The organism is Arsukibacterium sp. UBA3155 (assembly GCA_002364615.1).
Lineage (GTDB): Bacteria > Pseudomonadota > Gammaproteobacteria > Enterobacterales > Alteromonadaceae > Alishewanella.
Window position 1 is genome coordinate 45,253 of sequence record DEYP01000029.1, and the last position, 21,905, is coordinate 67,157.

Annotated in this window: 29 protein-coding genes; 10 read left to right on the forward strand and 19 right to left on the reverse strand. The window is 43.9% G+C overall.

The annotated features are described in order from the left end of the window. Nucleotide 1 precedes the first annotated feature (1 nt). On the forward strand, nt 2–892 hold the full coding sequence (locus B2X65_RS16870; RefSeq protein ID WP_290614644.1) for a nucleotidyl transferase AbiEii/AbiGii toxin family protein: 891 nt from the start codon (nt 2–4) through the stop codon (nt 890–892). Nucleotides 893–933: 41 nt separating this feature from the next. Here the strand turns inward: B2X65_RS16870 and B2X65_RS16875 are convergent, their stop codons facing one another. Both B2X65_RS16875 and B2X65_RS16880 read right to left on the reverse strand, forming a co-directional pair. Next, nucleotides 934–1,212, reverse strand: coding sequence for a hypothetical protein (locus tag B2X65_RS16875; RefSeq protein ID WP_290614646.1), 279 nt, complete (start codon nt 1,210–1,212; stop codon nt 934–936). Nucleotides 1,213–1,347: 135 nt separating this feature from the next. Continuing rightward, nucleotides 1,348–2,235, reverse strand: a complete 888-nt coding sequence (locus B2X65_RS16880) for a WYL domain-containing protein (RefSeq protein WP_290614648.1) — start codon at nt 2,233–2,235, stop codon at nt 1,348–1,350. 283 nt (nt 2,236–2,518) lie between these two features. On the opposite strand from B2X65_RS16880, the gene B2X65_RS16885 reads away from it, so the two are divergent. The 6 genes from B2X65_RS16885 (at nt 2,519) to B2X65_RS16910 (ending at nt 9,740) form a co-directional block, all read left to right on the forward strand. Further along, nucleotides 2,519–2,830, forward strand: coding sequence for a hypothetical protein (locus B2X65_RS16885; protein ID WP_290614650.1), 312 nt, complete (start codon nt 2,519–2,521; stop codon nt 2,828–2,830). Nucleotides 2,831–3,035: 205 nt separating this feature from the next. After that, nucleotides 3,036–3,863, forward strand: a complete 828-nt coding sequence (locus B2X65_RS16890) for a restriction endonuclease (protein ID WP_290614652.1) — start codon at nt 3,036–3,038, stop codon at nt 3,861–3,863. Nucleotides 3,864–3,876: 13 nt separating this feature from the next. Then, entirely contained in the window at nt 3,877–4,314 is a 438-nt protein-coding gene (locus tag B2X65_RS16895) for a group I intron-associated PD-(D/E)XK endonuclease (protein WP_290614654.1), read from the forward strand. Then, complete coding sequence (locus tag B2X65_RS16900) at nt 4,311–5,666, forward strand: Shedu immune nuclease family protein (protein WP_290614656.1); 1,356 nt, start codon at nt 4,311–4,313, stop codon at nt 5,664–5,666. The genes B2X65_RS16895 and B2X65_RS16900 overlap by 4 nt, the downstream gene beginning before the upstream one ends. Before the next feature lie 3 nt (nt 5,667–5,669). Continuing rightward, nucleotides 5,670–7,232: a FeoB-associated Cys-rich membrane protein gene (locus B2X65_RS16905; protein ID WP_290614658.1), complete on the forward strand. Its 1,563-nt coding sequence runs from the start codon at nt 5,670–5,672 to the stop codon at nt 7,230–7,232. A 420-nt stretch (nt 7,233–7,652) separates the two neighbouring features. Then, entirely contained in the window at nt 7,653–9,740 is a 2,088-nt protein-coding gene (locus B2X65_RS16910) for a hypothetical protein (RefSeq protein ID WP_290614660.1), read from the forward strand. 323 nt (nt 9,741–10,063) lie between these two features. Here the strand turns inward: B2X65_RS16910 and B2X65_RS16915 are convergent, their stop codons facing one another. From B2X65_RS16915 to B2X65_RS16995, 17 genes are all read right to left on the reverse strand, one after another. Beyond that, nucleotides 10,064–11,605, reverse strand: a complete 1,542-nt coding sequence (locus B2X65_RS16915; RefSeq protein WP_290614662.1) for an HNH endonuclease — start codon at nt 11,603–11,605, stop codon at nt 10,064–10,066. A gap of 2 nt (nt 11,606–11,607) precedes the next feature. Beyond that, complete coding sequence (locus B2X65_RS16920; protein WP_290614664.1) at nt 11,608–12,204, reverse strand: class I SAM-dependent methyltransferase; 597 nt, start codon at nt 12,202–12,204, stop codon at nt 11,608–11,610. A 210-nt stretch (nt 12,205–12,414) separates the two neighbouring features. After that, the gene (locus tag B2X65_RS16925; RefSeq protein ID WP_290614666.1) at nt 12,415–13,113 is read right to left on the reverse strand and encodes an SOS response-associated peptidase family protein; all 699 of its coding nucleotides are present in this window, start codon (nt 13,111–13,113) and stop codon (nt 12,415–12,417) included. A 334-nt stretch (nt 13,114–13,447) separates the two neighbouring features. After that, on the reverse strand, nt 13,448–13,648 hold the full coding sequence (locus B2X65_RS16930) for a helix-turn-helix transcriptional regulator (protein ID WP_290614668.1): 201 nt from the start codon (nt 13,646–13,648) through the stop codon (nt 13,448–13,450). Between the two features lie 12 nt (nt 13,649–13,660). Continuing rightward, entirely contained in the window at nt 13,661–14,122 is a 462-nt protein-coding gene (ssb, locus tag B2X65_RS16935) for a single-stranded DNA-binding protein (RefSeq protein ID WP_290614670.1), read from the reverse strand. A 21-nt stretch (nt 14,123–14,143) separates the two neighbouring features. Further along, nucleotides 14,144–14,401, reverse strand: coding sequence for a PapB/FocB family fimbrial expression transcriptional regulator (locus B2X65_RS16940; protein WP_290614672.1), 258 nt, complete (start codon nt 14,399–14,401; stop codon nt 14,144–14,146). Then, a complete protein-coding gene (locus B2X65_RS16945) occupies nt 14,398–15,009 on the reverse strand; it encodes a hypothetical protein (RefSeq protein ID WP_290614674.1) in 612 nt (203 codons plus the stop codon). Before B2X65_RS16945 ends, B2X65_RS16940 begins: the two co-directional genes overlap by 4 nt. A 9-nt stretch (nt 15,010–15,018) precedes the next feature. After that, on the reverse strand, nt 15,019–16,056 hold the full coding sequence (locus tag B2X65_RS16950; RefSeq protein WP_290614676.1) for a DNA sulfur modification protein DndB: 1,038 nt from the start codon (nt 16,054–16,056) through the stop codon (nt 15,019–15,021). Next, nucleotides 16,056–16,418 carry a hypothetical protein gene (locus B2X65_RS16955; RefSeq protein WP_290614678.1) on the reverse strand — a complete coding sequence of 121 codons (363 nt, stop codon included), beginning with the start codon at nt 16,416–16,418 and terminating at the stop codon, nt 16,056–16,058. The genes B2X65_RS16950 and B2X65_RS16955 overlap by 1 nt, the downstream gene beginning before the upstream one ends. Nucleotides 16,419–16,420: 2 nt before the next feature. Continuing rightward, complete coding sequence (locus tag B2X65_RS16960; protein ID WP_290614680.1) at nt 16,421–17,131, reverse strand: hypothetical protein; 711 nt, start codon at nt 17,129–17,131, stop codon at nt 16,421–16,423. 2 nt (nt 17,132–17,133) lie between these two features. Next, the gene (locus tag B2X65_RS16965; protein ID WP_290614681.1) at nt 17,134–17,490 is read right to left on the reverse strand and encodes a hypothetical protein; all 357 of its coding nucleotides are present in this window, start codon (nt 17,488–17,490) and stop codon (nt 17,134–17,136) included. Further along, nucleotides 17,487–17,660 carry a hypothetical protein gene (locus B2X65_RS16970; RefSeq protein WP_290614684.1) on the reverse strand — a complete coding sequence of 58 codons (174 nt, stop codon included), beginning with the start codon at nt 17,658–17,660 and terminating at the stop codon, nt 17,487–17,489. Before B2X65_RS16970 ends, B2X65_RS16965 begins: the two co-directional genes overlap by 4 nt. After that, entirely contained in the window at nt 17,657–17,782 is a 126-nt protein-coding gene (locus tag B2X65_RS16975) for a hypothetical protein (RefSeq protein ID WP_290614686.1), read from the reverse strand. Before B2X65_RS16975 ends, B2X65_RS16970 begins: the two co-directional genes overlap by 4 nt. A 162-nt stretch (nt 17,783–17,944) precedes the next feature. Further along, complete coding sequence (locus B2X65_RS16980) at nt 17,945–18,463, reverse strand: hypothetical protein (RefSeq protein ID WP_290614688.1); 519 nt, start codon at nt 18,461–18,463, stop codon at nt 17,945–17,947. Further along, the gene (locus tag B2X65_RS16985) at nt 18,464–18,808 is read right to left on the reverse strand and encodes an STAS-like domain-containing protein (RefSeq protein WP_290614690.1); all 345 of its coding nucleotides are present in this window, start codon (nt 18,806–18,808) and stop codon (nt 18,464–18,466) included. Next, the gene (locus tag B2X65_RS16990; protein ID WP_290614692.1) at nt 18,805–19,908 is read right to left on the reverse strand and encodes a hypothetical protein; all 1,104 of its coding nucleotides are present in this window, start codon (nt 19,906–19,908) and stop codon (nt 18,805–18,807) included. Before B2X65_RS16990 ends, B2X65_RS16985 begins: the two co-directional genes overlap by 4 nt. A gap of 25 nt (nt 19,909–19,933) precedes the next feature. Further along, entirely contained in the window at nt 19,934–20,656 is a 723-nt protein-coding gene (locus B2X65_RS16995) for a helix-turn-helix transcriptional regulator (RefSeq protein ID WP_290614694.1), read from the reverse strand. 118 nt (nt 20,657–20,774) lie between these two features. Between B2X65_RS16995 and B2X65_RS17000 the strand changes: the two genes are divergently transcribed. Genes B2X65_RS17000 through B2X65_RS17010 form a run of 3 tightly spaced genes read left to right on the forward strand, consistent with a single transcriptional unit; the run spans nt 20,775 to nt 21,718 of the window. Next, nucleotides 20,775–20,966 (forward strand): Cro/CI family transcriptional regulator, encoded by a 192-nt coding sequence (locus B2X65_RS17000; RefSeq protein ID WP_290614696.1) that lies wholly within the window; start codon nt 20,775–20,777, stop codon nt 20,964–20,966. A 24-nt stretch (nt 20,967–20,990) separates the two neighbouring features. Further along, nucleotides 20,991–21,497, forward strand: a complete 507-nt coding sequence (locus B2X65_RS17005) for a phage regulatory CII family protein (RefSeq protein ID WP_290614698.1) — start codon at nt 20,991–20,993, stop codon at nt 21,495–21,497. A 2-nt stretch (nt 21,498–21,499) separates the two neighbouring features. Then, nucleotides 21,500–21,718, forward strand: a complete 219-nt coding sequence (locus B2X65_RS17010; protein ID WP_290614700.1) for a hypothetical protein — start codon at nt 21,500–21,502, stop codon at nt 21,716–21,718. The last annotated feature ends 187 nt before the right edge of the window (nt 21,719–21,905 follow it).

Here is a 21,905-nt window from a genome sequence, read left to right on the forward strand (position 1 = left end):
TATGTTAAAACAACAAATAAGACAAATTGTTGATGCCAACCCTGGCTACGCTGCCATTACTCCGGTTATTGAAAAAGAAATCCTGCATCATGACATTATGGACGTCATGATAAAACAAGGGGCTATGCAGCGTCTAACGTTTATAGGCGGCACGTCGCTGCGCATGTGCTATAACAGTTCGCGTCTGTCTGAAGATCTTGATTTTAATGGTGGCCATGATTTTAAGCCATCCCACTTTGACGGTTTAGAGCTTGAGATCCAGCAGTACATCCAAAATAAGTATGAAACCAACGTATGGGTGAACAAGCCTGTTGAGGATAAACAGGGGGACACGTCTTCCTGGACTATCAGTATTGTTAAAGAAGCCAACAGACCAGACTTGCCACGTCAAAAAATGCATATAGACGTTTGCGCAATTCCATCGTTTGATGTTGAGAAAAGGCCATTACTGAATCACTACAACATTGTTGTACCAACGGAAGGGATCTTAATTCCGGTGCAATCACTTAAAGAAATATTGGCTGACAAATTGATTGCTTTAGCCTACCGGGCGCGCAGAATTAAACCCCGTGATATATGGGATATTATTTGGATAAAGCAGCGCGGCGTTGAGCTGTCACATGCTTTAGTTGACGATAAGCTAGAAGCAAGAGGCAAGATTAAAGCCGATTTCATTAAGGCACTTAGTACTCAAATTGAAAAGCTACAGCAAGATACTCAAGTGCGCGACGATTTTAACATGGAGATGAGCCGTTTTATTCCTCTTCAGATTAAAGAACGAACGATTGATAATCCTGGTTATTGGGCCTATGTGCAGGCTGAGGTCACTGCAACTTCAAGCTCCCTGCTCAAGCCTGACTCATTAAATAATAAGTTTAATATGGGCTATTGATCCTAGAATAAGCCTAAAGGTAACTCACGATAGTGTAGTAATCAGCTAACTCTCAGCTCAACGCCGTGTAGTTGAAACAGGGCGACATCGCGGTTAAACCATTGCTTAAACGGCGTTGTGTCATAACCGTGCATTTCGGCAAGTTGTGCATAGCGCACTGCGGTATGCAGTAAATCGGCATAACGCCACACTCTGCCATAAGCCACAACATGCAGGGTTGGCTGCTCGCCTAAAATGCTAATGGCCTGCATCACTTTGTGTAAATAACGCAGTTCATTGGTTTGTTGCTCGGTAACGACATGCTGATTATTCTGACTCATGCTTAAGGCTCCTGATTCCACACCCTGAGCTTAGGTTGTCGGCCGCGCGATGAAAAGCATTAATCCGTTGGGCAGAATTTAACCTGTACGCTTACGTTACAGGTTAAAGTTACAGGTTTAAGTTACAGGTTAAACTTAAAACGCATGCCGCTTAACCTCATCCAAATTCGCCACCATAATTTGCTGCGCCTCCGGGCGCGCTTCTATTTTGGCTAAGTCCAGGTTTAGCGCCTGCACCGCATAGGGCACCAGCGCAGACCGAACAGAAATGATTCGTTTGCCGTCGGTCATATTGTAATCTTCAGCAATAATGGCCTGTTGGTAGTCACTTAAGCGCGAATCAGGCACCAGCACGATATCCACTTTGCTGTTCCAGCGTGTATCTTGCGCTTTGGTCTTATCGGCATCGCCTTCAATGCCATTTATGCCGCGAAACCGGCTAAGCACAAAATCCCGAAAATCGCGGTTCTTTTCGCAATAGGCTCGCACATGCCAACGCAGTGGCGTACACACTAAGGTGTGCGGGGCAATAATGCGACTTTCTTCATCCGGACTGGTTAGCGATACATAGCCCATATCGATTTTTTTACCATCGCGGGCGGCTTGTACCAGTGTGCGCAGAATGTCCGGGTTTACCTGGCGTAGTGGCGATGTCAGCATTTCAGTATGGGCAAAGCCCAAATCGAGTTGGCTAAAGGTGTGAGCGAAATCTTTGGTGCTGGCCAGGGCATGCAGGTATTCATCGGCCAGGCCGCTAGTCACTTTTGGGGTAAAAGTAGCAGAGGGTTTATAGCCTTTTAACTTAGCGTCATACTCCAGGTTGCCCGGTGCCACATCACGTAAATAGCCATTAATATCTTTCGATGCCTGCTGGCGGGCAATACCAAAGCTGTTGCATAAATGGTTAGTAGTAAGCCTCCCTTCCCATAGCGCCACTATTTCAATCAGCCGGTAGCGCATTAACAGCTCCCAGCGAATGGGCCAGCCAATTGTCGTGTTTGCCAAACCGTTATTACCTGTCATTAAATCGTTCATATGCGAATAAGTACCTATAGTGCAATTTAAGTTATTTCGGTACTTATTTACATCCTGTTTTGTTATTTAAAAAATAACCTGCCTGAAAAACATACACTGAGCATCTAAACAGTATGGCGTGATTTTAGAAACTCCCTAAGATGTGTTGCAAGGGATGACATGTCACTTACAGTGACATAGTAAATGGACAAGGCTGCAGGACGTGGCCAACAGGATATAACAAGGACAAGCTGGCAGGGATGCCATTTTTTCAAAGGCCGGAGGGATAGCAATGAACTACGCACAACGGGAATTGTTTTTAATAACGCTGAAGCAGCAATTTAGCGATATTTTCCTGGCTAGCAAAGCCGGTAAAGACACCGCAGAACTGCGTTTTCGCGCGCAGGGGTTTATACATGCCGGTGAGCTTCTTGAGATTTGCAGCCGGCACGAAGTGCAGCAGTTGATGGAGCAGGTACACCTTGAAGTGTTTGGGGTCACCATAGCCGAGCACAAACCCAGCGAGCAGGCGCGCCGCCAGCAGGCGTTAAAGCTTGGGGATTATGATTACTTTGATGAGCCGGCGTTAAACCGACTTCGCTAGGCTCATTGCCTTAAGGCAAGAAGTTAAGTAAACCGAGTAACGTTTTCTTATTGCAAACTTGAATGCAGTACACTAAAGTCGGTACAAATTGATTGCTGTAGTTAAGGATAACTAATTTGAAAGATAAGGAAAAAATTGCTGTGTTCATTTGTTTTTCAATAGCCATGTTTCCGAAGTCTCCGTCGATGATTTTGGGGCACTCCTGATGGGCAGCCGTCGCAAATCCAGCTTGATAGAAGATCTCTATGGCATCGCCAGTTTCTTGCCGTGGTGGCTCAGTATTTCCATGGCAATTGGGTTTTATTTTTATCTAGATAGCCTAGCGGCAATGCCAGTAATTGATCCTCAAAAGCCAACGGCACATGTCACCGGTTCGTTGGTCTATTACTGTGCTTACTGGGGGCGGTATTTACTGCCGGTAATTTTTGTGTTTGGCGCTGTGACATCACTCAAGGCAAAAGCTAAACGGGTATCGCTACTTAACAATGTCCGATACGACTCTGCACCACAGCAAGGTGCACTTGCGGCAATAAGCTGGCGTGAGTTTGAAATGTTGGTAGGGCAGTTTTTCCGTGAAAAGGGCTATAAAGTTACTGAAACTGTAGAGGGGGCTGACGGCGGTGTCGATTTACATCTTACCGCAGATGATTCTAAAATCTACCTGGTGCAATGCAAACATTGGAAAGCCAGCAAAGTACCAGTAAATATTGTGCGAGAACTATACGGTGTCATGATGGCAAAAAGTGCTGTGGGGGCTTTTGTGGTTACCTCTGGCCAATTTACTGACGATGCTCAGGCTTTTGCTAATGGTAAAAATATTAAATTGATTGATGGCCGGTTACTTGCCAGTGCAATAAAAGGGCAAGACACACAGCAAAATAAACCGAGAATTAGCACCGTGGCTTCTGCTATTAACTGCCCGGTTTGCAGCAGTGATATGGTGCTGCGTACTGCTAAAAAAGGCCAAAATGCTGGTAACCAGTTTTATGGCTGCTCAAGGTATCCTTCTTGTCGTGGCACTAAAGTGGCGTAGCCCGGAAATAAGCATGGAACAGCATTACCTCAAATCGTCTTACCGCGAAAAACTGATAGAACATCTGTTTATCGGTGAGCTCATTAAGCTGTCTTGGCTACGTGGTAACTGCAGCCTGGAAATTGCCAAACCTGAAGTGGACAACCAAGGCTATGACCTTATAGCCGAAGAAAACGGTGTGCTGCGCCATATTCAGCTAAAAACAGCAAAATTGGATGCCAAAGCATCGTATCAAAAAGTCCATATTGCCTTGGCTAATAAACCATCTGGTTGTGTGCTGTGGATATTCTTTGATGAGGCTACCATACAATTAGGGCCTTTCTTATTTTTTGGCGGCGAACCGGGTGAAAAACTACTAGACATATCACAGTTTAAAGTAGCCAAACACACCAAAGGCAATAAAGATGGTGTAAAAGCCGAACGGCCTGAGATACGAAAGGAGGGCATATGACTAGGTTACTACCCGAAGACTTCATCCCTGAAAAGCTGAATATCGAGATTGCAGAGGTCTTTCCAAATTGCACTAGAGTCTTTTACTTACCTACTCAGGCAGAGTTAAACTTTCTGGGGAAGGAAAACGAAACTCCAGACCAGAATAAAAAGTTAATTATTGAGTTTAATGGCCAAGACGGGTATGTCGCGCTATACCCAATTTTCACTTTGCTAACCCACCCTAAGTATTTGCAGCAAAAGTACGAAGGGATTCAGTGCATAACGCTTCTTCTCGACGTTAGACAAGCACCTTACGATAAAGAAGAAGTCGTAGAGACTCTTTCAAGTTTACCCAAAGGGTTCATTCAAGACATTCGTTTCGGAGTGGGCTTGGTAAAGGACTATCGGTTTATCATTTCTGCTGTTGAAGAGCAAACACCTTATAGTGAAATGGTAATAGGGAATGAGGAAACAGGGAATTCTCAGAACGGCTATTTTTACCTTAACTGGAAAGATTTTGATGAAATGCGCCGTACTTGTGACCGCCTCACACGCCGGGCTCGACTCGCAGCTCAGCTGTCAAAGTCTACAGCAGTGTATAACCAACTAGCATATCGATTAGGAAACCAGCAAAAACCATTACCGGTCAGTACCGATGCTATCAGTAAAATGTTGCAAATAAAAATAACTGATACTGACAAACACGCTGCAATGAAATTGGTTGTAGAAGACCGTTCTACAATTAAACAAACCGATCCCATCACGTTGACCAAGTTAAAAAATGACATCGAGCTGGTATCTTTGGAGCTGCTGATATCAGCTTTCGAAAAATTGCTTGCTACACAAACGAAAGAAGATACCTGGCAGCGATTATTTAACGAAAATCCCTTTATTTTAAGCCTTGCCTTTGGCTATCCAGCAGTAAAAATTTCAGATCAGGCAAGTGTAGGCGGTAAAAAGTTATCGGGGGACAGTGACAAAATCACCGATTATTTGATTAAAAATGGTGTAACTAATAATTTAGCTCTGATTGAAATCAAAAAACCTTCGTCAGCTTTACTGAACAAAAGTGCCTACAGAGGCTCAGTTTACTGTGCATCAACAGAGCTTACCGGTTCATTGACACAAGTGTTGGATCAGTGTTATCAACTACAAAAGAACATAGCTTTAATAAAAGATAACAACAAAATTTTCGACATTGAGTCTTATGCAGTAAATTGCATATTGGTGATTGGTATGATGCCAAGCGATGATGACAAAAAGAAATCTTTTGAGATGTTCCGCCGCAACTCTAAGAATGTACACATCATCACGTTCGATGAGTTACTGTTCAAATTAAAGCAATTGCATGATTTTCTGATTGAACGTTAGATTATGGCCGCAAAGATAGCTTGGGCAATTGACCAAATTGGGGCTTACCGGCATGTGCGTGATGTACAAAATGGTAAAGCATGTAATTGTACCTGCCTTCATTGCGGAGACCGCTTAATTGCCTGCCACCCTGACCCAAAAAAGAAGACAGCCTATTTCGCACATTACAACGGAAGTATCTGTAGTGGTGAATCTGTCCTGCACAAGCTTGCTAAAAAGGTATTAGAAGAGTTAGCAGAACGACAATGTAGCATAAGGCTTCCTCCTTATTACGCAGAGGCTGTTGGTGAAGATAGCATTGGCTCACCTGTATATTCATCTTATGACATACCACTGCCGATTTTGAAAATGCAGCAAGCAGTTTCTGAGCAAGCTATGGGTTCGGTGATAATGGACTCAGTAACTACCAATGCTGAAGGCGATAAGTTTGGAATAGAAATTTATGTACGTAATAGGAAGACTGACGCAGACAAACTCAAGTTTGAAGAGTTGCCTGTAGAGGTGATGGAAATAGACCTTAGTAACATATCGTGGAGTATCGAACGGGAGGACCTTGAAAAGCTTTTGTTAAATGGTGCGAATCGCAGATGGTTGAATAATTTGGGTCAAAAACATGCTAAAGCTTTGGCTGAACATAAATTGCCACACTTAACAGCTTTAAGAAATCAGCAAATAACAAACGTTTTCGACAAGTTGACAAAACAAACCATAGCCAATTCCTCAGTATGTGCTATTCCGATTAAAACCTTGGCTTCAAATCCTCAACTACTTAACAATAACACGCATTTTAGTCTGAAAAAGCGTATCAGTGTTAGAAATATAAGGCATGCTAATAACGATCTGCTAGGAAGCTGGGGTGAGCTTATAGCAGACGTTATAGTGGATGATAAACTTAACGGAAAAAAACCAATTCCGATTATATTTATACCTAGAGGTACAGTAAAACAGCGATCTTCCCCCAATATCATATTTAGACTGACATGGGACTCTGATGCAGAAATATTTAGTCTTAAGCCGACCTTACGTGGCGTAAAAAAATGGCGAATTAAACTGGAGGATTTAGCGTCATCTGAAGCTGAGAAGCGCAATCTCTCTTATGAAGCAATCAGTGTTGAGCGATATCAATTTCTGAAAGAGCTCAGGTCGAAACCTCACGAAAGGGTAAATTTACTGACAGAGCGCTATAGCGTGAAAATTGGACCGAATGATACTGCAGCAGAAGGTTGGGAGCTTCCTGACAAGCTTTGGGCTCCTTTATTTATTGAGTTTACCTTATTTAAATTTCGGGGCAGAACCGTAGAAGTAAACCAGTTAGTTGATGATGATACTTTGGACCGCGTACTCAATTTGAGTTTGACCTACAAATCTAAAGCTCGGCGAGCTAGCGCCATAAGAAAGCTTCTTGATTTTTTAAAGGTATTGCATGTTGTAGGCAATGTAGAGCCCTTGTCATTCTGTCAAATTGGGAAAAAGGGCCCAAATAGGTTTGCACTACCTCATGACATATCAGATAGGACAAATATCAAAAAATTGCTCAATTATTATCCGCGACCGCTGATTCAATGAGTTTTTGGGTGTGATAGTAGCTCTCTCCTAAAGAAATTTTCATTAATAGTGCAAAACCATATTAAGACCTATATTGGAAACTTAGCCAATTTAAATTACTATGAGATAATTAATTAATCTTCAGCTTATCAGTGGATGCGCGTGGCTATGCAAAGGGCGTTTATGAAGTTGGAGTTTGGAAAGCACTAGAAGAATCGTAAACGTTGCAGCAGCCACACCGTCTCGGAGTGATTGCTGTATAGATCAGAATGGAAACACTTTTGTCAGCTTGTCTGGCGTATCAGCAGTGAGTAACTCTTTAAACAATGTGGCCAGGTAATCATGCGGCTCAAGGGGGCACGTAAATTTAAGCCTCGCTGATGATGAAATCAAACTTTGCAATTGTGTACGGATGCCGGAAAATTAAAGGGCAAGGAAAACATGCCAAGCAAAAAAAAGTGTTTCCTGAGTAATAAAAGTCTCTTGATTAAAACTATTCGAGAAGATAGAAACTGGCACAATACAGAGGAGTCTCAAGACTTTGAAATATTATCTCTGCCCGGACCTAATAAAAAAACTATCGCCCATTTGGTTTTAAGGTGCAATCAAAACTGGATACATACAGAAGCAGCATCTAGAGACGATGTTCTTTCTCTAACTGGTGAGATAGGTAGAACGGTCGCCGAATTCTTAATTGATGATCATTTACTACCAAATGATCACAAATTGCTTAACGATAAAAGCTGGCTTTCGAAAATCTATTACGGTCATTCAACATTTGCTCATATCATTGCCTCTCGTTCAAGTCTATGGGGAGAGAGTAATCCAGCTGCTCAAGACTTCAGTATCTTGACTCTAGGCAGAGGTAGACCTGATCATCTCAGCACCGTCGCACATGTCCTAGCCAGATGGAATCATAGCTGGGGATTAACTGCGGCGGCACAAAATCTAAACGTGTTAAAGCTTACTGATATTAACGGAGTTAGTGTTGCTCATGTTCTGGCAGAGTTCAATAAATCTTGGGTACAGACTGATGTAGCTTTTGAAAAAAGCATACTATCTATAGTTGATGACAATCATAAATCCGTTGCTAGCATTCTTTGCTCGGCTGATGAAAGTTGGATTTTTAATGCTATTGGGAAGACTAAAAGTATATTTATAAAATACGGGTATAGAATATCTAGGGTAATCGCTTCAAATCTACCTGACTTTTTCAATTTCCATAGTGTTTTTAGCCTTGATGAAGTTAAAAAAGACTCTAGCATTCCCGTCAATCAGGGACTTAAACTGATCAGGGATGAAAGCCAGCGCACTATTATAACTTCGATGTCATTTAAAAATCCTGCATTAGCACTAGATCTATGTATAAGATATAGCAGCTTTTACACTAACAATGATTGTGTGACTGGCATGCCTATTATCCATATACTGGCTTTAAAAAAAGCATTCACCCATGCTTATTTCTTTGAGAAAATGCAAAGCTACCACTTGGTTTTTGATATTTATAGAAGAGCAACTTTATTAGAAGTTTTTCTTTGGAATTTAGATGAGTCAATTAGACTGGAATTTTTAAAAAAGCAGATAGCAAGCTTCAAGAAATACGAGAATTACAGCTTAAACGACACAAGACAGTTATATTTTGAAACATTAATTAAAATTTCTGCTATATATGATGAAAATTGGATTTACTCTGAGTATTCGAAAGATGATTATTTTTTAACTAAACGATACTTAGGTGGGACGATAGCTCATTTTTTAGCTGCAACATCAATAGACTGGTTATCGACGGTGGGCTTGTTAAATAATGAGGTACTATTTGCTTTAAGCGACTATGGTAAGACTGTTGTAGAGGAGATTTACGATTCGAAAAACTGGCCTAAATACCAGGGCACATATGACATCTGTTCGCTTAATTTGACGTTAAGAAATGACATTAAAGTTATAGAGCTTGTTTGTTCAAAGCGTGATTGGAATTACACACTTGTTGACGGTTATGCGCAGCTTTTTCCTTTGAAATTATCATCATCGCTAACCGTTGGTGAGGCAATATTAGAGTCTGACAATGTTCATTTCAATCCTAAGCATATTATGGACTGTAACGTTGGTTTTTCTTGGTTTCACGATTTGCTATCTTCAGACTCTTGGCGAAGCAGCCTTGAATCACCTGCCAAGCTTAGTAAAACATTTTCTGTTGCGTTATCTAGTTTCTACAGTGGTAGTTGTATTTTTGCTGATAGTGAATTTTTAAAATTGATAAATGCTTGCCTTCCTAAACTTGACTTTGATGCTATCGATGAAAGTCTGTCAATGAAGTTGTTGTGTACTGAATTTGATGGTGTGCCCCTTTATAAAACGGTTTTAAATAAGCGCGGAATCTCCGGTTCCGGTTGTATTTTTGAAGCTGTGATATTAGATAAATTCTTTTTTGAAAATTTTGATATTGGCGATGGTAATGCTGAGAGAGAGCTTTATGATAAATTACGAGATCTAGCGAAGATATGTACAAATTTATCCACAGGTATTCACTAAAGTGCACTCCAGATTGGCTACTAAGTGAGCATAACAATGCTGTTATCAATCGAAATTGATATGGTTTGTTGTGGTTTACTGACCATTGAATTAATACTAAATATTAGTAAGGACGTTAAGCAGTAATTAACGTCGAGTGTTGCGCATTGCTAAAAGCATCGACTTTGCCGAGGAAGCGAAAAATGGGTCGGAGTTAATAATCACCGCCCCTTTGCAAGGCGCTGAAACAAAAAAGGTTAATCTGTCGTTTTTAATTTCCCCCTTTTTTCGGAATAGACTACTACTTCCATAAATCCGATGATAAAAAATAAAGTCGGCAAATATCAGTCAACAACAGCTTTCAGCCGGGCAAAGGTTCGCATGCTTTCATTTGCTATTAGCACAGGGTAGTCTGGGTTTTTGGCAATCAGATGGTATTGGCCATTCACGTCTTTTTTAACATCGCGCAGTAGATACTGGTTATCACCACTTTCATCCTGTCGTTCAATTGCTACCGTACAATTTTGCAATGAACCGGCACTCTCGGGGCTGATAAGCTCGAGCAATAACAACTGGCCGTCCAGTATAGGGTGTTTACCACCGTTCATGGAATTGCCGCTAGCGTGGGCCAGGAAATGCTTATCAGGGTTAAGAGTGCCAAAACCAGCAGGCGCATTAACGTATTCTGCGTTGCTGTCATCACCGGTTTTAAAGCGGCCGCAGGCGATTTTGATATTGGGGAAATAGCGTAACTGCAGCGGACTGATACTTACTTGGTCATCCTCGTCTGCTAGAGAAAATACCTCATTTGCAGCCGTAACTTTAGTTGGCGCGATATATGAAGTAGTTACTTGCGTGCTACCGGCAATGACAAACTCGTCTTTACTTAGCCAGAGTTTAGCGCCGTTGGCTTGTGCAACAGAGTAAGCCCAGTCACTTACTGCGCGAGATTTTTCTGCATCACAATAAAAGTAGGCTGCCAGTTCAGTACTTAACACTCTTTCGAATTTATGCAGGTTTTGTTCTTGCCAGTTATCCCGGTGTTGCTGCGCCGCAAGATAATCGCGCTTGCTGTTGTTGCAGTTGCTGTGGGTAGCAACAAAGTTATGGCCTAAATCGGTAGAGTAGCGGGCAAAGGGGATAAAGTGATCAACTTCTGCACTGTTGGCATCTTTTAAAGGTTTGTTGCAATAAAAGCACAAGCCGCGTTGTATTTCTATCAGCACCGGTCGGGCTTTATTTAATGCGTTTCTGTCGACCCCAAACAGAAATTCGTGTAGCTGACTTTGTGCCCCCAGCAGTTTCTGATTGTCTTTGATACTTTGTATTTTCTGTAGCCAGGCATTTTTAGCCAGGTATACCACCAGATCGTAAAAGCGACGAAAAGAGTAGGCGATGCCTGGGTTAAGTTTAATAAATTTACCGTTGTCTTGATGCGGGTATAGAAAACACTCTGGCTGTTTTGCTAAAACTTGTAGCCGCCATAATGGGCCGTTTTTAAGCGTTGCCAGCGTGGCACGATAAATTTGTTTCCAATACATGCTTTGCTTTAACTGGCGAATATTGCGGATGTTGTTTTGCTGGCACTCGAACAATACGCTGATGACTTTGGATTGCGTGCCTGAGTTTTGTTTAAGTAGCGCAGCATCGCCATTGTGGTCAGCAGCGAAAGGCATTGCGTGGTGCCAGTACAGCAGAATAAATTTGTCGACCAGTGCATCCAGTGTGATTACCAGCTCGCTGTCGGGTTGCTGCAGTGGGTGCTCTACACAAATATCCGCAATAGCATGAAGCAAGGCAAACTTATAGGTAGCGACAAACTCACCTTCATTTAGCATACGCTGAATGTAGCCAATAAAATCCAGTTGTTGCTGCATACCCGCCATATTTAGCTACCGTTCCTGAATAACAGGGCATTAAGCCAGGTTTCGTGGTTACGTTCAGGGCGTTTATCCTGCGTGAGCCACATCTTGTTCAGCGTCAGCCCGTTTACATCGTTTATTAAAGCGGTAAGTCGTGCTTCATTCATATCAGTAAAATACCTGCCATGGTCTTGGCGCTCGGTATCACCATATTTAAACGAGGCATAAAGCACACCGTCTGGCTTTAATGCTTGCTGTAATAAGCCAAATACTGTGGCCAAGTTATTATTGGCAACATGCAGCAAGCTGGCGCAGCACCATATGCCATCGTATTTTTCGTGCTGGTTTAACTGTTCAAAACGCTGCACCGCAACAGCTTGGTGCAGGCGTGCGCTGGCAAGTCGAGCCAGTTCTGCACTGGCGTCAAAGGCGCTAACCGTAAAACCTAGTTGTTTAAAATAAACTGCATCACGGCCGCTACCACAGCCAGCATCGAGAATATGACCAGCGGCTTTTAGCCGTGGCAGAAACTCGGCATACAAGGCTGTCATGTCTATATCGTCAGTTGCAGCAGCAAAGTCTGCGGCGTTTTGGTTGTAGTAATTTATTGTTTCTAATGACATTTATTTGGCCATAATTCCGCAACAAGCGCTTTGATACTACCTATGTTCTGAGCGATTTCAAAGCGTAGAATCCATTTTTTACTCACAAATGTTTATTAATAAACGAGACTGCCCGTTGCTCGTTTTTAGCCTAACTCACGAACAGATTGTCTTAACTCAACCAGCAGGCGTTCCTTATAAAATAAAGCCTGTGTATGTCACTAATGACACTTAACTGACATCAGACTTGATAACATATTTCTCGGCTAACGGATTAAAAGTACTTGGTTTGTCTATTTGCTGCACGATTAAATCAACGGGAATTCTGGGCTTCAGTAGATCTTCAAATATTGCAGTGTTTGTAACACTAGCATCAAGCCAGGTATCAACGAGCTTTGGTTCTTTCGGTAGCATTAACGGTGAGGCTTTAGTGTGAATATTTAACAGTTTTGGGTGTGGGGGTAGTGTTATCACCGAGAATGACAACGCAAGCTCGCCGGTATCCTTGTTAAGCCACTCCCGGCACAGGCCACCCAATAACATGCCACCATCCTTCGCCACCATATCGTGATAGTGAACAGGCTTGCCGTTTACATACTCAGTTTCACCAAACCCTTTCACGGGTATTACGCAGCGGCTATGTCTGTATGCATGATAACCAGCTGAGCCTTTCATATTTAACTTGTCATAGCGGGTATTAAACGAGGTGTACCTGGATGGTTTAAAGCCGGTCTCTGTCGGCTGCAGCAGTAACCACCAGGTGGCATTATCCATCCTTCGCATACCCTCTTTCTGCCAAACAATACTGACTTGGTTAGTGGCCCGGATGAAACGGCTGAAAATCTGGCGCTCAGGGAACAGCTGGATCTGTAGCCCTTCGCACAGTTCTATAACGCCGGGATCATCGATAACGTTTAGTCTGCCGCACATACGGTTTTATCCAATTGTTGGTAATTTTTGTCGGTTTTAGCTTAGCTTATTTTTGCCAGGAGACATTGGGCAACGATTAAGTGCCGATTGGACCGTTAAGAAATTTTTAAAAAGCGGAGATGGCTTTAGACCGCATAAGACCTGCTAAGACCGAAAACCATTGCTAATGCTTGATATTGAAGGGTTTTTCAGGGTTTTCAGGCCGTATAAGACCGTGTTGAACTGTCTTATGGCTGCCCCAGCAGGAACCGACAATCCGCTATTTTAGCGGCCTGCGCGGGTTGATCATTCAGCTGTAGTATCATCTGTAGTATCAAAATATTTTGCTGCCCGATCACGACTGCAGTGCTGTCATATTTTTGGCGGCTGGCTGGCGCTTCCTGATCCACTCGTTGATCTGGTCTTCTGACCAGGCAACAGAACGGGGACCCAGTTTAAATGCTGCCGGTGCTTCGCCGCTTTTCACCATAGCATACCAGGTGGTTTTACTCACAGGTACTTTCTTTAATACTTCAGGTAGCTTTAATAACTGCATAATTTCCTCCTGTTACCGGCCTTGGTTCTGCCGGCCTGCTGGCTGGCGCTGGTTGTTCTGTGCTGGCTGCTGGTACCCGCCTTGCTGTGGTTTCTGATATCCACCGTTCTGTTGCTGCTGGCCAGCTGGTTGCTGTTGCAGGCCATCAAGCATTTGCAGTTCGTTGGCCACTATCTCAGTGGTGAAGCGCTCGATGCCGTCTTTGTCCTGCCACTTGCGGGTTTTAAGCTTACCCTCGATATAAACCTTGCTGCCTTTGCGCAAGTAGTCGGCGGCTATTTCTGCCAGGCGTTGGTATATAACAACACGGTGCCACTCGGTTTGCTCTTTTTTCTGATTGGTGGCTTTGTCTGTCCAGCTTTCACTGGTGGCAATAGTCATGTTGGCCACTGCGCCACCCTGGGGCATGTAACGCACTTCAGGATCCGCGCCCAGGTTGCCAATTAAAATTACTTTGTTGATGCCTCTGCTCATTGTGTTCGCCTTAAAAACTTATCAGTTAACTGATTTAACCCTAGCCCAGTCGAGTTCTTTTATCTTTTCGACTGTCTCGGCTACGTCATTCATTGCATTAAAAGCCCGGTTGAAATTACTCTGGCTAACACCGTTGATTGCTGACGCAACGGAGTCTGCCAGGCCGGTAACCAGATGATCTTTAAGCGCAGCTTTAATATTGTCGCTGCGTATATCAGTTCGGCTTAGCAGCAGTTCAAAACGCTGCTGGCACTGGCTGCCCTGGCTGATATATTTCATGCTGCAGCTCCTGCTTTGTATTCAACTTTAATTTTGCCAAGCTTGCCGAACACCTCTGCGAACCTAGCCACGTTCGGGCCGAAATAGGTGATAACGCTGCCTTTTGTTGAGCCCTGAACCTTTTTCCCATCACGGCCAATATAGTGAACCCGTGTTCTTGGGAAGCACTGTGGGTAATCCAGTAGCGGTGAAAACCAGATTTCAGACGAGTTGCAGAACGTTATGATCACCGCCTCGGTTACCCGGCCAGCCAGGTACTCGGTCAGCAGTTTGTTTATCCAGTCTGCATTGCCTGGTATATCTTCGGTAATGCAGTGGCCGCGGCGTTTACAGGTAAGCTTTTTGCACTTCGCTTTACAGGCGGTTTCGCCACGGTGGAATGGGTGATTCATCCATACACGGCCATGCCATTTTTTCTGCAGCCCGTCTGTGTCTTTGGTGAATATCTGTTTAGCGCCGATCCACTGATTAGCAAAATCGCAACTGGCAGGATCAAGGTCAATGCCGCCCATAACTTCAATGCCAGCATCTGTCCATTCGGGTGGGGTGTAGTATTCAAAACCGCTTTCAGCGCTGGTTTGATTAACTAAGTTGGCGTTATTTTTCATTAAGTGGCCTCACATGCTTTCGCAATAAGTTGAAACAACTTCAGCGATGCGCTTGGCGGCTTCTATCTGGCCTGCGGTTCCTGATGTCATATTGCCTTTTTCGTCTACCAGATTGCCCAGCCACATTTCGTCTGACTTAAGCCAGTTGATGTTTTTAAGTGCGTTGGCGTATTTGATAACTGAATACTTGCAGCCGTATTTGTCTCTTAGCTGGCGGTAAACACGGGCCAATGTCATAAGGCCAGCAGCGGTAAACGCTACGCTGTTTTCTGGCCCTACCTCTTGTTGCAACCTTACCTGCCATTTCCACGCTACCGCTTCGGATATGCAGTTCCACCACTTGCTGATATCTGTAACCAGCATTGGATCCGGTTCCTGTTTAGGGCCGATACCCAACACTATGCGGCTGGCCTGCACGACATGCCGATAAGAAAAAAGCTTGTCAGTGTTTTTACCTATGATGTTTTTTTCGTAGTCGATCTGGTTTTCCCATGCGCTTACCTTGGCAATTTCTGCTTTGATGGCATTTACCGTGTTATCACGTTTGTTATAAGTCATGTTCAGGCTGGCACTTACTGCCTTAGCGTTGCTGTTAATATCGCTAAACGCCTGTTGTCTGTCGGCAAGGCTCATATTTACAAACAGCTGAATGGTGACTTGCTGGCTTTTAAGCCCTCGCATTTGGCGAATTGCTTCTAAAATGCCGCTAGCTCGGTGCTGCCCGTCGAACAACTTTATGGTGGCATCCATGGACAGGTTAAGTTCGCCAACAGATGCGCCCTTACTGGCCGGTATAAACTCTAAGGTTTCATCCTCAATAACGCCGGTTAGGGCTGGCAGTACAAAGCTTTCTTCGTTTTCACAAATGTACTTGCTAATGGCATTGGCGCGCTTGGTGTCTACCTGGCGCTGGCTTCTGTCCATTACGTTGCCGGTGTCGATGGCCATTAACCGCGACAACATGCCAAACGGCACACAAGCGGTATAAAAGGTTCGGTTGCCCTGGGTTCCTGCAGCTGCAGGAAAGAAAAATCGCATATCGCTCATTATTCTGCCCCCAGCGTGTAATCTTTGGTGCTGCTGTATTCCATCCAGCGCTTACTAACCTTGGCGCGGCCCTTTTTGTCTTTGGTTTGCACCGGGGCTTTAATCATTACCTGCAGCTGGCTGGCGCCTTTCTCAGCAGCCATGGCTATAAACTGCTGGCACACGCTGGGCTGGCTAAACTCGCCTGATAAAATGACTGGCTTCATTTGCTGCATGTACTTTTCAGTAGCAGCGTTCAGGGCTTCATCGTATTCAGCCTGGGTAAGCTGGCGTAGTTCCTTGCCCTTACCGGTGGTTTTTTTGGTTAGCTTTATTGCTTTGGCCCGGGCCTTTTCGTAACTAATTCCGAATACTGCAAACATGGTTAAGCCCTCCGGTTCTGGTGCAGGCAAATAACAGCCAGATCAGCTGCCAGCTGGTCCAGCACGTTTACCAACTGTGGCGCATGGGGTTTGATGATTAGTGAAATGCCAGATAAGGCGCGTTGCTTATCTGCTATGTCGTCGATAACGGGGTATTGATCTGGCTGCAGCAGGCCAGCTAACGACTCCAATTCAGCATTGATATCAAAAGCTGAGCTATATTCAGCAAGAGGTTCAGCAGCTATATCCAGCTCGATAACTTCTTCATCCGGATTCGGTAAAGCAGTGGGCTGCTGCATTGCTTCTAATTGCTGCTGGGTATCAGTTGCTGCAGCTTCATTTTCACTGTCGGTAGCTTCGCAAGACTTTTCCCAATGGGTATTTAACTGCTGATCATAATTAGACAGGCTTTGTTCTTCGCTGGCCAGTGCACGTAAGCTGTTGTTAGTCTCTGGCTCATTGGCAGGAGTGTCTATAAATGAAATCTTATTGTTAAATGTCTTGTACATGCCGTTGCTTTGCCGCCACAGTAATTTTTGTTCTAATGCTTGTGCCAGAAAGTCGCGAACAACCGCTTCGGTAACAGCTAGATGGTGTCGCATAGCTTTAATGCTGCGCGCTTCGTCTTTGCAAAACACCATAAGCTTTTTGATTTGGCTGCACAGTTCGCCCGGGGCGGCCATTTTTAATGCTGCGTTAGTAGTTGCAGGCATGGTTAGCACTCCTCTTCGTTAATTGATAAAACCAGCTTCAGGCCAGCTGGGCTGAATTGATAGCGGCCCTCGTGGTGCTGCAGCAGTCCAAGCTGGCGCAGTTCGTTAGCCAGGGCAGTGCCTTTGTCTTTAGCTGCTACGCCGTATATTTCAAACTGCATTGGGTGCATCAAGGTGCAGCCGTCGCGGTTAAAGGCGCGGTGCCATTCGTACACCACAGCCAATCCCGCTTTTTGTGCCGGGCTTAGGGTTTCGTAGCGGCTTACCAGCTCGTAACCTTCGCGGCGGTTTTTAACCACCAGCGGTATGGCTGATGCCTGGCGTATTTGTGCGGCCTGGGTAAGTGTATTGGCGATCATCGTGTAGCCTCCTGCTGGTGCTGTAGGTAGTTAATGCGGCCTGCTACAGCACGCTGCAGGTATTCGTGAACGCTGGTTGCACCGCCGTGGCTGATCATCATGGCAATGTCTTGCTCGGTGATGCTTTCTGCCAAGCGTTGCAGTTCGTTAATGGCGATATCGGTATTCATGGGCGGCACCAGGTAAACGCAGCAACAAACAACAGGGTGGTGACGATGGCCAGAGCCCAGATAAAGCGGTTGCTGCTGGTGGCTGCAGTGCGCTGGTTGATGTAGTCGAATAGTGGTTTCATGACGTTTGCCTACGTTGCTTCGTAGGCAAAGAGTAGTTTAACCTACATTTAGTGTCAACATTATTTGGTAGGTTTACCTACAAAATATTTCGAGGCAATAAAAAACCCGCCGTAGCGGGTCTAACGAAAAATTTCAAAGATAACAAATTAATTATGGAGCACCTAAAAATATTGAAATATGTAGAATAAAGAAGCGCAAATAACTAAACCAAAGGCTAGGCCTTTCAGTTCGTCTATATGTTTTGCAATCCAAAGCTTTAGGTTAGAGTTGAAAAATATTTTCTGGTATTCTTGTTCTATTTCATCGCAGTAGTTCAGAATTTCAGAAGTTAATTGCTGGCAATATTGGTTATCTCTATTAATTATTTTGGATACATCTGCGGTTCTTAAAACCAAATCTACTTTACCAGCATCAACTAATTGTGATTTGGCAAGATTGTTCATCGCCTTTATTCTGAAAAATGCTTTTGTAGCGTAGTGCACTAAGTGGGATTCAATATGAATATCAGTTAAGTTTTCTTTCTCCGCTAAATCTAAAATCTTCTTAACTGCATCCTCTAAAACAGCGATGCAAGAATCTTTAACCCTGGCAATGTCAGCTCTTTTAAGTGCACGATTACTTAGATAGAGTACATAAATCCAACCTATAATAGTGATTAAGTAGCCAAACTGAAACTCCAATTAATTTTGGTTCCCAGCTTGTTCAGCAGCTGCAATTCTTTGCTTAATTAAAATTTCTACACTTTTGACTAAAGTGTGGTTGTAGCGAAGATGACTTTCTATTTCTTTAGGTGTAAAGCCACTTTCTCTAATAAGCCCCCCGAAAGCCTCATCCAGAAACGAAGGTCCATATCGATTGTATCCATCTAAATTAACTAGTAGTACTTCTTCGTTATCAATGGCCTCACGTAAACGAGGGGCCAATATCTTCTCTCTAAATGCTTGCCCATTATAATCGCCATCAGAAGGGTACCTTCCGTACGGGAACGGACCGAACTCTTTAACCAGTAATATTGATTTACTCATACAAGATTTATATTCCACTGAACGAGAGTTCCACTTATTGGCATTGGTAAATCCACTAAATCCTGTTCTGCACCTTGAGATTTAACATATAGTCCGGAGTTGCTGAAAATCCATAACTTACCGTCAACATTTTCCTCAACCAATCGTTTAATGCTCTTACTACCTTGCCCATGTTTAGATTTGGATGTGCGCGTAGAATCTGGAATCATTGACAAATTAATTGCTTCAGAATCAGACAATAAGCGTTTAGTACCACCAACGACACTGCTTAAAGCAGCAGCTCTTCCACTAGATCTTAACATTTTCACATACATACTATAGGCATTTGGATAATTACTTCTAAATCTACTAGAAAAAAAACCTCTTTGAACAATTGTCATAGGGATGCCAACGCCTTTGTCATATATAGCCAAGTAAAGCTGCTTATCAATAACCTGGCAGAGGATCCACCACTTCTTTTTACCAGAGTCATCAGCTGGGTAAGCATGTAGACCGACATTGTTAACTGCCTCTTGAATGGCAACACTTATTGTCCATTCCTTTTCAGGCTCCATATTTCCCTCATAAACACTCTGAATCAAATAGTCTACTATTGAGTCAACGTATTGATTGCTGCACCCGGTGATGACTGGCAAGGGCAACTTAGTCTTAAAATTATAGGTAATGTCACTCTTATTTGTCATTAATTTCTGTAAATAACTAACACGGAGTGTACTATTCACCTCAGGATTCATTTTAGATAAAGAAAACCTGATTTTGATGCTAGTTTGCTGCAATAAATCTTCAATTAGGGCATAAAGAGTGATTATCGCTGCAGCTTCTATTCTAGTAGTTTGTTCAAAACTTATAAGGATTTTGTGTTCATCTTGAGCTTGGGATAGCTTTTCGAAAAAAATCAGTGTGTCAAGAAAGGTCGAATTATCTTTGCCGTGAGCACTGTAAAGGCATATTTTTACAGGTGCTTCGATAATTTTATACCCTAGTACAGCCTTGGAAACACTTATAAAGCGATTATATGTTTTGCCTCGCCGTGCTAATCGTCTTTTAAATCTATCTTTTGCTACCTTGACATATATTTGGGGTTCAAGCTGTTTTTTCAAGCTGCCAATTCCTTTTGTAGTAATACTACCTTAACACCGAATACCAAAATACTCGGCCAAGCACTTTAATGGCGCTGGCTTGCTCTGTCTGGTAATCCTCGTCAGGGTACTCATCGGTATTAAAGCTGCGTATCCTAATGCCATTACCTGGCAAGCGGTAAAGGCGCTTAACCTTTAATAGGCCATCGTGGTCTATGGCGTACATATCGCCGTCTTTAATTTTTGTATTGCCAGTGTCTATGCCGACCGTTGCCTGATCCGGCAATACCGGTTCCATGCTATTACCATTGACTGTTACGCAGGCAGCTAAGTCTGGCTGAATGTTGTAACGGCGTAGGGTTGATTTGGCGAACCGCAGCTTAAAGCCGCTGTCTTGCAACTGTACTGCTGAACCAGTTCCTGCTGACAATTCAATTTCCTTATAAAAAGGCAGCTCTACTTCATCATCGTTAAGTGGGGTTTTGCTATCCCATAGATCAAAGCTGCCAACTGCATAACTGGGTAAGCTTTCAGACACACTGGAATTTTCCGGTTTCACTTCTCCAGTAAGTATCCATTCCGGTGTTACGCGCAGTAGCTCAGCCAGTGCTATCAGGTTCGCCCCTTTTGGTGAGGTGCCATTTTTGCCAATAGTTTCCCAGTTGCTTACAGACACGCGGTTAATGCCGCAGTAATCAGCAACCTTGTCTTGTGTGAGCTTTAGCTCTTTACGCCGCTTTCGGATGCGGCCTGCCATTGTTTCGTTCATGTAGGTAAGCCTACATGTAGTGGTTATTTTTGTCATTGCAGTTTTTGTTGACAAACCTACGTAGTTTAACCTACGCTTATGCGCATTATTTATTGCTAACTCCATGCCAGAGGGCTCCATGAAAAAAGTTGATGTGATCAACCACTTTGGTGGTGTTGTTGAAACAGCCAAAGCGCTTGGTATTAAAAGCCAGTCAGTTTCAGGTTGGCCAGGCGATGTGCCAGAGCTTCGCGCATTCCAAATTGAGAAGATCACAAACGGAAAGCTGAAAGCCAATTTTAAACCTGTGACTGATCTACAAGCCTCTTAATCAAAAATAAAGGATAACAGTCCCATGAGCAATAACACGTTAAAGCAAAATACCATTCCACAGTGCCCGCAGGATGCGGCTTACGTGCTGGGCAAACGGCATAACGTTAGCGACTTAGCCCGCAAGCTGGGTGTTAGCCCTAATGTGCTGGGCAATAAGCTGAACCCTGATCAGGAGTTTCACAAACTTACCCTTGGTGAAGCTGTGGCCATTACCGAACTGGCAAACGACAACGGCATTTTAGACGCCTGGGCCCATTTGCGCGGCGGGGTATTTGTAAAGCTGCCAGAGGCGGTGTGCTGCGACGAAGAACTAAGCGACCAGTTAATGAAGGTAAGCGAGGAACTGGGCAGCGCCATGGCTGAAATACGCGCCGCCCGTGAAGACGGGGTAATTGACCCATTAGAGTTTGATCGGATCCGCGCCCGGATAATGAACACGGTTACTGAATCTCTGGCGCTTAAAACGTTGGTACATGGTCAGGTTCGTGACTTACCTCGGCATACCACAACCGTTATCAGTAAGGCCTGAGCATGATTGAGCTTACTTACACCCAAGCCGGCTTACTGGCACTGGTTTGGGCGTTCTTTTTATCTGGGCGCTATACCGGCAGCCGCCGGCTGCAGCAGGGCTTTACCATGCGAGTGGTTAATACCATTACCAAAACCATCGTTATTTTCTTTTGTTGCTACTTCCCGTTTATAGCGTTGGCAGCCTTGTGCTGGTTTAACGGGTTTATTGATTTGATTTAATACGGCCGCTTCTGCGGCTGCAGTTTATTGGATTGGGGTTCTTTGGGATGTAACGCGAGAAGCGCCCGAAAGGGTATTGGGCTCGGTCAGTGTGATGTCGTGAACACCAATGCCAATGCGCTGCAGTAAAGCGCAGAAATGCAGCATGGGTGGCTGCAATGTGTCCCGGCCACTGGGTTAAGTGGCA

Excerpts from the sequence above, each read along its gene's own strand:
- B2X65_RS16945 (WP_290614674.1), bottom strand. The coding sequence starts at position 15,009 with ATGAAAAATAACGCCAACTTAGTTAATCAAACCAGCGCTGAAAGCGGT.
- B2X65_RS16870 (WP_290614644.1), top strand. The coding sequence starts at position 2 with ATGTTAAAACAACAAATAAGACAAATTGTTGATGCCAACCCTGGCTAC.
- B2X65_RS16970 (WP_290614684.1), bottom strand. The coding sequence starts at position 17,660 with ATGAATACCGATATCGCCATTAACGAACTGCAACGCTTGGCAGAAAGC.
- B2X65_RS16940 (WP_290614672.1), bottom strand. The coding sequence starts at position 14,401 with ATGAAATATATCAGCCAGGGCAGCCAGTGCCAGCAGCGTTTTGAACTG.
- B2X65_RS16985 (WP_290614690.1), bottom strand. The coding sequence starts at position 18,808 with ATGAGTAAATCAATATTACTGGTTAAAGAGTTCGGTCCGTTCCCGTAC.
- B2X65_RS16915 (WP_290614662.1), bottom strand. The coding sequence starts at position 11,605 with ATGGCGGGTATGCAGCAACAACTGGATTTTATTGGCTACATTCAGCGT.
- B2X65_RS16910 (WP_290614660.1), top strand. The coding sequence starts at position 7,653 with ATGCCAAGCAAAAAAAAGTGTTTCCTGAGTAATAAAAGTCTCTTGATT.
- B2X65_RS17010 (WP_290614700.1), top strand. The coding sequence starts at position 21,500 with ATGATTGAGCTTACTTACACCCAAGCCGGCTTACTGGCACTGGTTTGG.
- B2X65_RS16885 (WP_290614650.1), top strand. The coding sequence starts at position 2,519 with ATGAACTACGCACAACGGGAATTGTTTTTAATAACGCTGAAGCAGCAA.
- B2X65_RS16880 (WP_290614648.1), bottom strand. The coding sequence starts at position 2,235 with ATGACAGGTAATAACGGTTTGGCAAACACGACAATTGGCTGGCCCATT.
- B2X65_RS16925 (WP_290614666.1), bottom strand. The coding sequence starts at position 13,113 with ATGTGCGGCAGACTAAACGTTATCGATGATCCCGGCGTTATAGAACTG.
- B2X65_RS16895 (WP_290614654.1), top strand. The coding sequence starts at position 3,877 with ATGGAACAGCATTACCTCAAATCGTCTTACCGCGAAAAACTGATAGAA.
- B2X65_RS16960 (WP_290614680.1), bottom strand. The coding sequence starts at position 17,131 with ATGCCTGCAACTACTAACGCAGCATTAAAAATGGCCGCCCCGGGCGAA.
- B2X65_RS16890 (WP_290614652.1), top strand. The coding sequence starts at position 3,036 with ATGGGCAGCCGTCGCAAATCCAGCTTGATAGAAGATCTCTATGGCATC.
- B2X65_RS17000 (WP_290614696.1), top strand. The coding sequence starts at position 20,775 with ATGAAAAAAGTTGATGTGATCAACCACTTTGGTGGTGTTGTTGAAACA.
- B2X65_RS16900 (WP_290614656.1), top strand. The coding sequence starts at position 4,311 with ATGACTAGGTTACTACCCGAAGACTTCATCCCTGAAAAGCTGAATATC.
- B2X65_RS16975 (WP_290614686.1), bottom strand. The coding sequence starts at position 17,782 with ATGAAACCACTATTCGACTACATCAACCAGCGCACTGCAGCCACCAGC.
- B2X65_RS16995 (WP_290614694.1), bottom strand. The coding sequence starts at position 20,656 with ATGAACGAAACAATGGCAGGCCGCATCCGAAAGCGGCGTAAAGAGCTA.
- B2X65_RS16875 (WP_290614646.1), bottom strand. The coding sequence starts at position 1,212 with ATGAGTCAGAATAATCAGCATGTCGTTACCGAGCAACAAACCAATGAA.
- B2X65_RS17005 (WP_290614698.1), top strand. The coding sequence starts at position 20,991 with ATGAGCAATAACACGTTAAAGCAAAATACCATTCCACAGTGCCCGCAG.
- B2X65_RS16950 (WP_290614676.1), bottom strand. The coding sequence starts at position 16,056 with ATGAGCGATATGCGATTTTTCTTTCCTGCAGCTGCAGGAACCCAGGGC.
- B2X65_RS16905 (WP_290614658.1), top strand. The coding sequence starts at position 5,670 with ATGGCCGCAAAGATAGCTTGGGCAATTGACCAAATTGGGGCTTACCGG.
- B2X65_RS16930 (WP_290614668.1), bottom strand. The coding sequence starts at position 13,648 with ATGCAGTTATTAAAGCTACCTGAAGTATTAAAGAAAGTACCTGTGAGT.
- B2X65_RS16920 (WP_290614664.1), bottom strand. The coding sequence starts at position 12,204 with ATGTCATTAGAAACAATAAATTACTACAACCAAAACGCCGCAGACTTT.
- ssb (WP_290614670.1), bottom strand. The coding sequence starts at position 14,122 with ATGAGCAGAGGCATCAACAAAGTAATTTTAATTGGCAACCTGGGCGCG.
- B2X65_RS16955 (WP_290614678.1), bottom strand. The coding sequence starts at position 16,418 with ATGTTTGCAGTATTCGGAATTAGTTACGAAAAGGCCCGGGCCAAAGCA.
- B2X65_RS16965 (WP_290614681.1), bottom strand. The coding sequence starts at position 17,490 with ATGATCGCCAATACACTTACCCAGGCCGCACAAATACGCCAGGCATCA.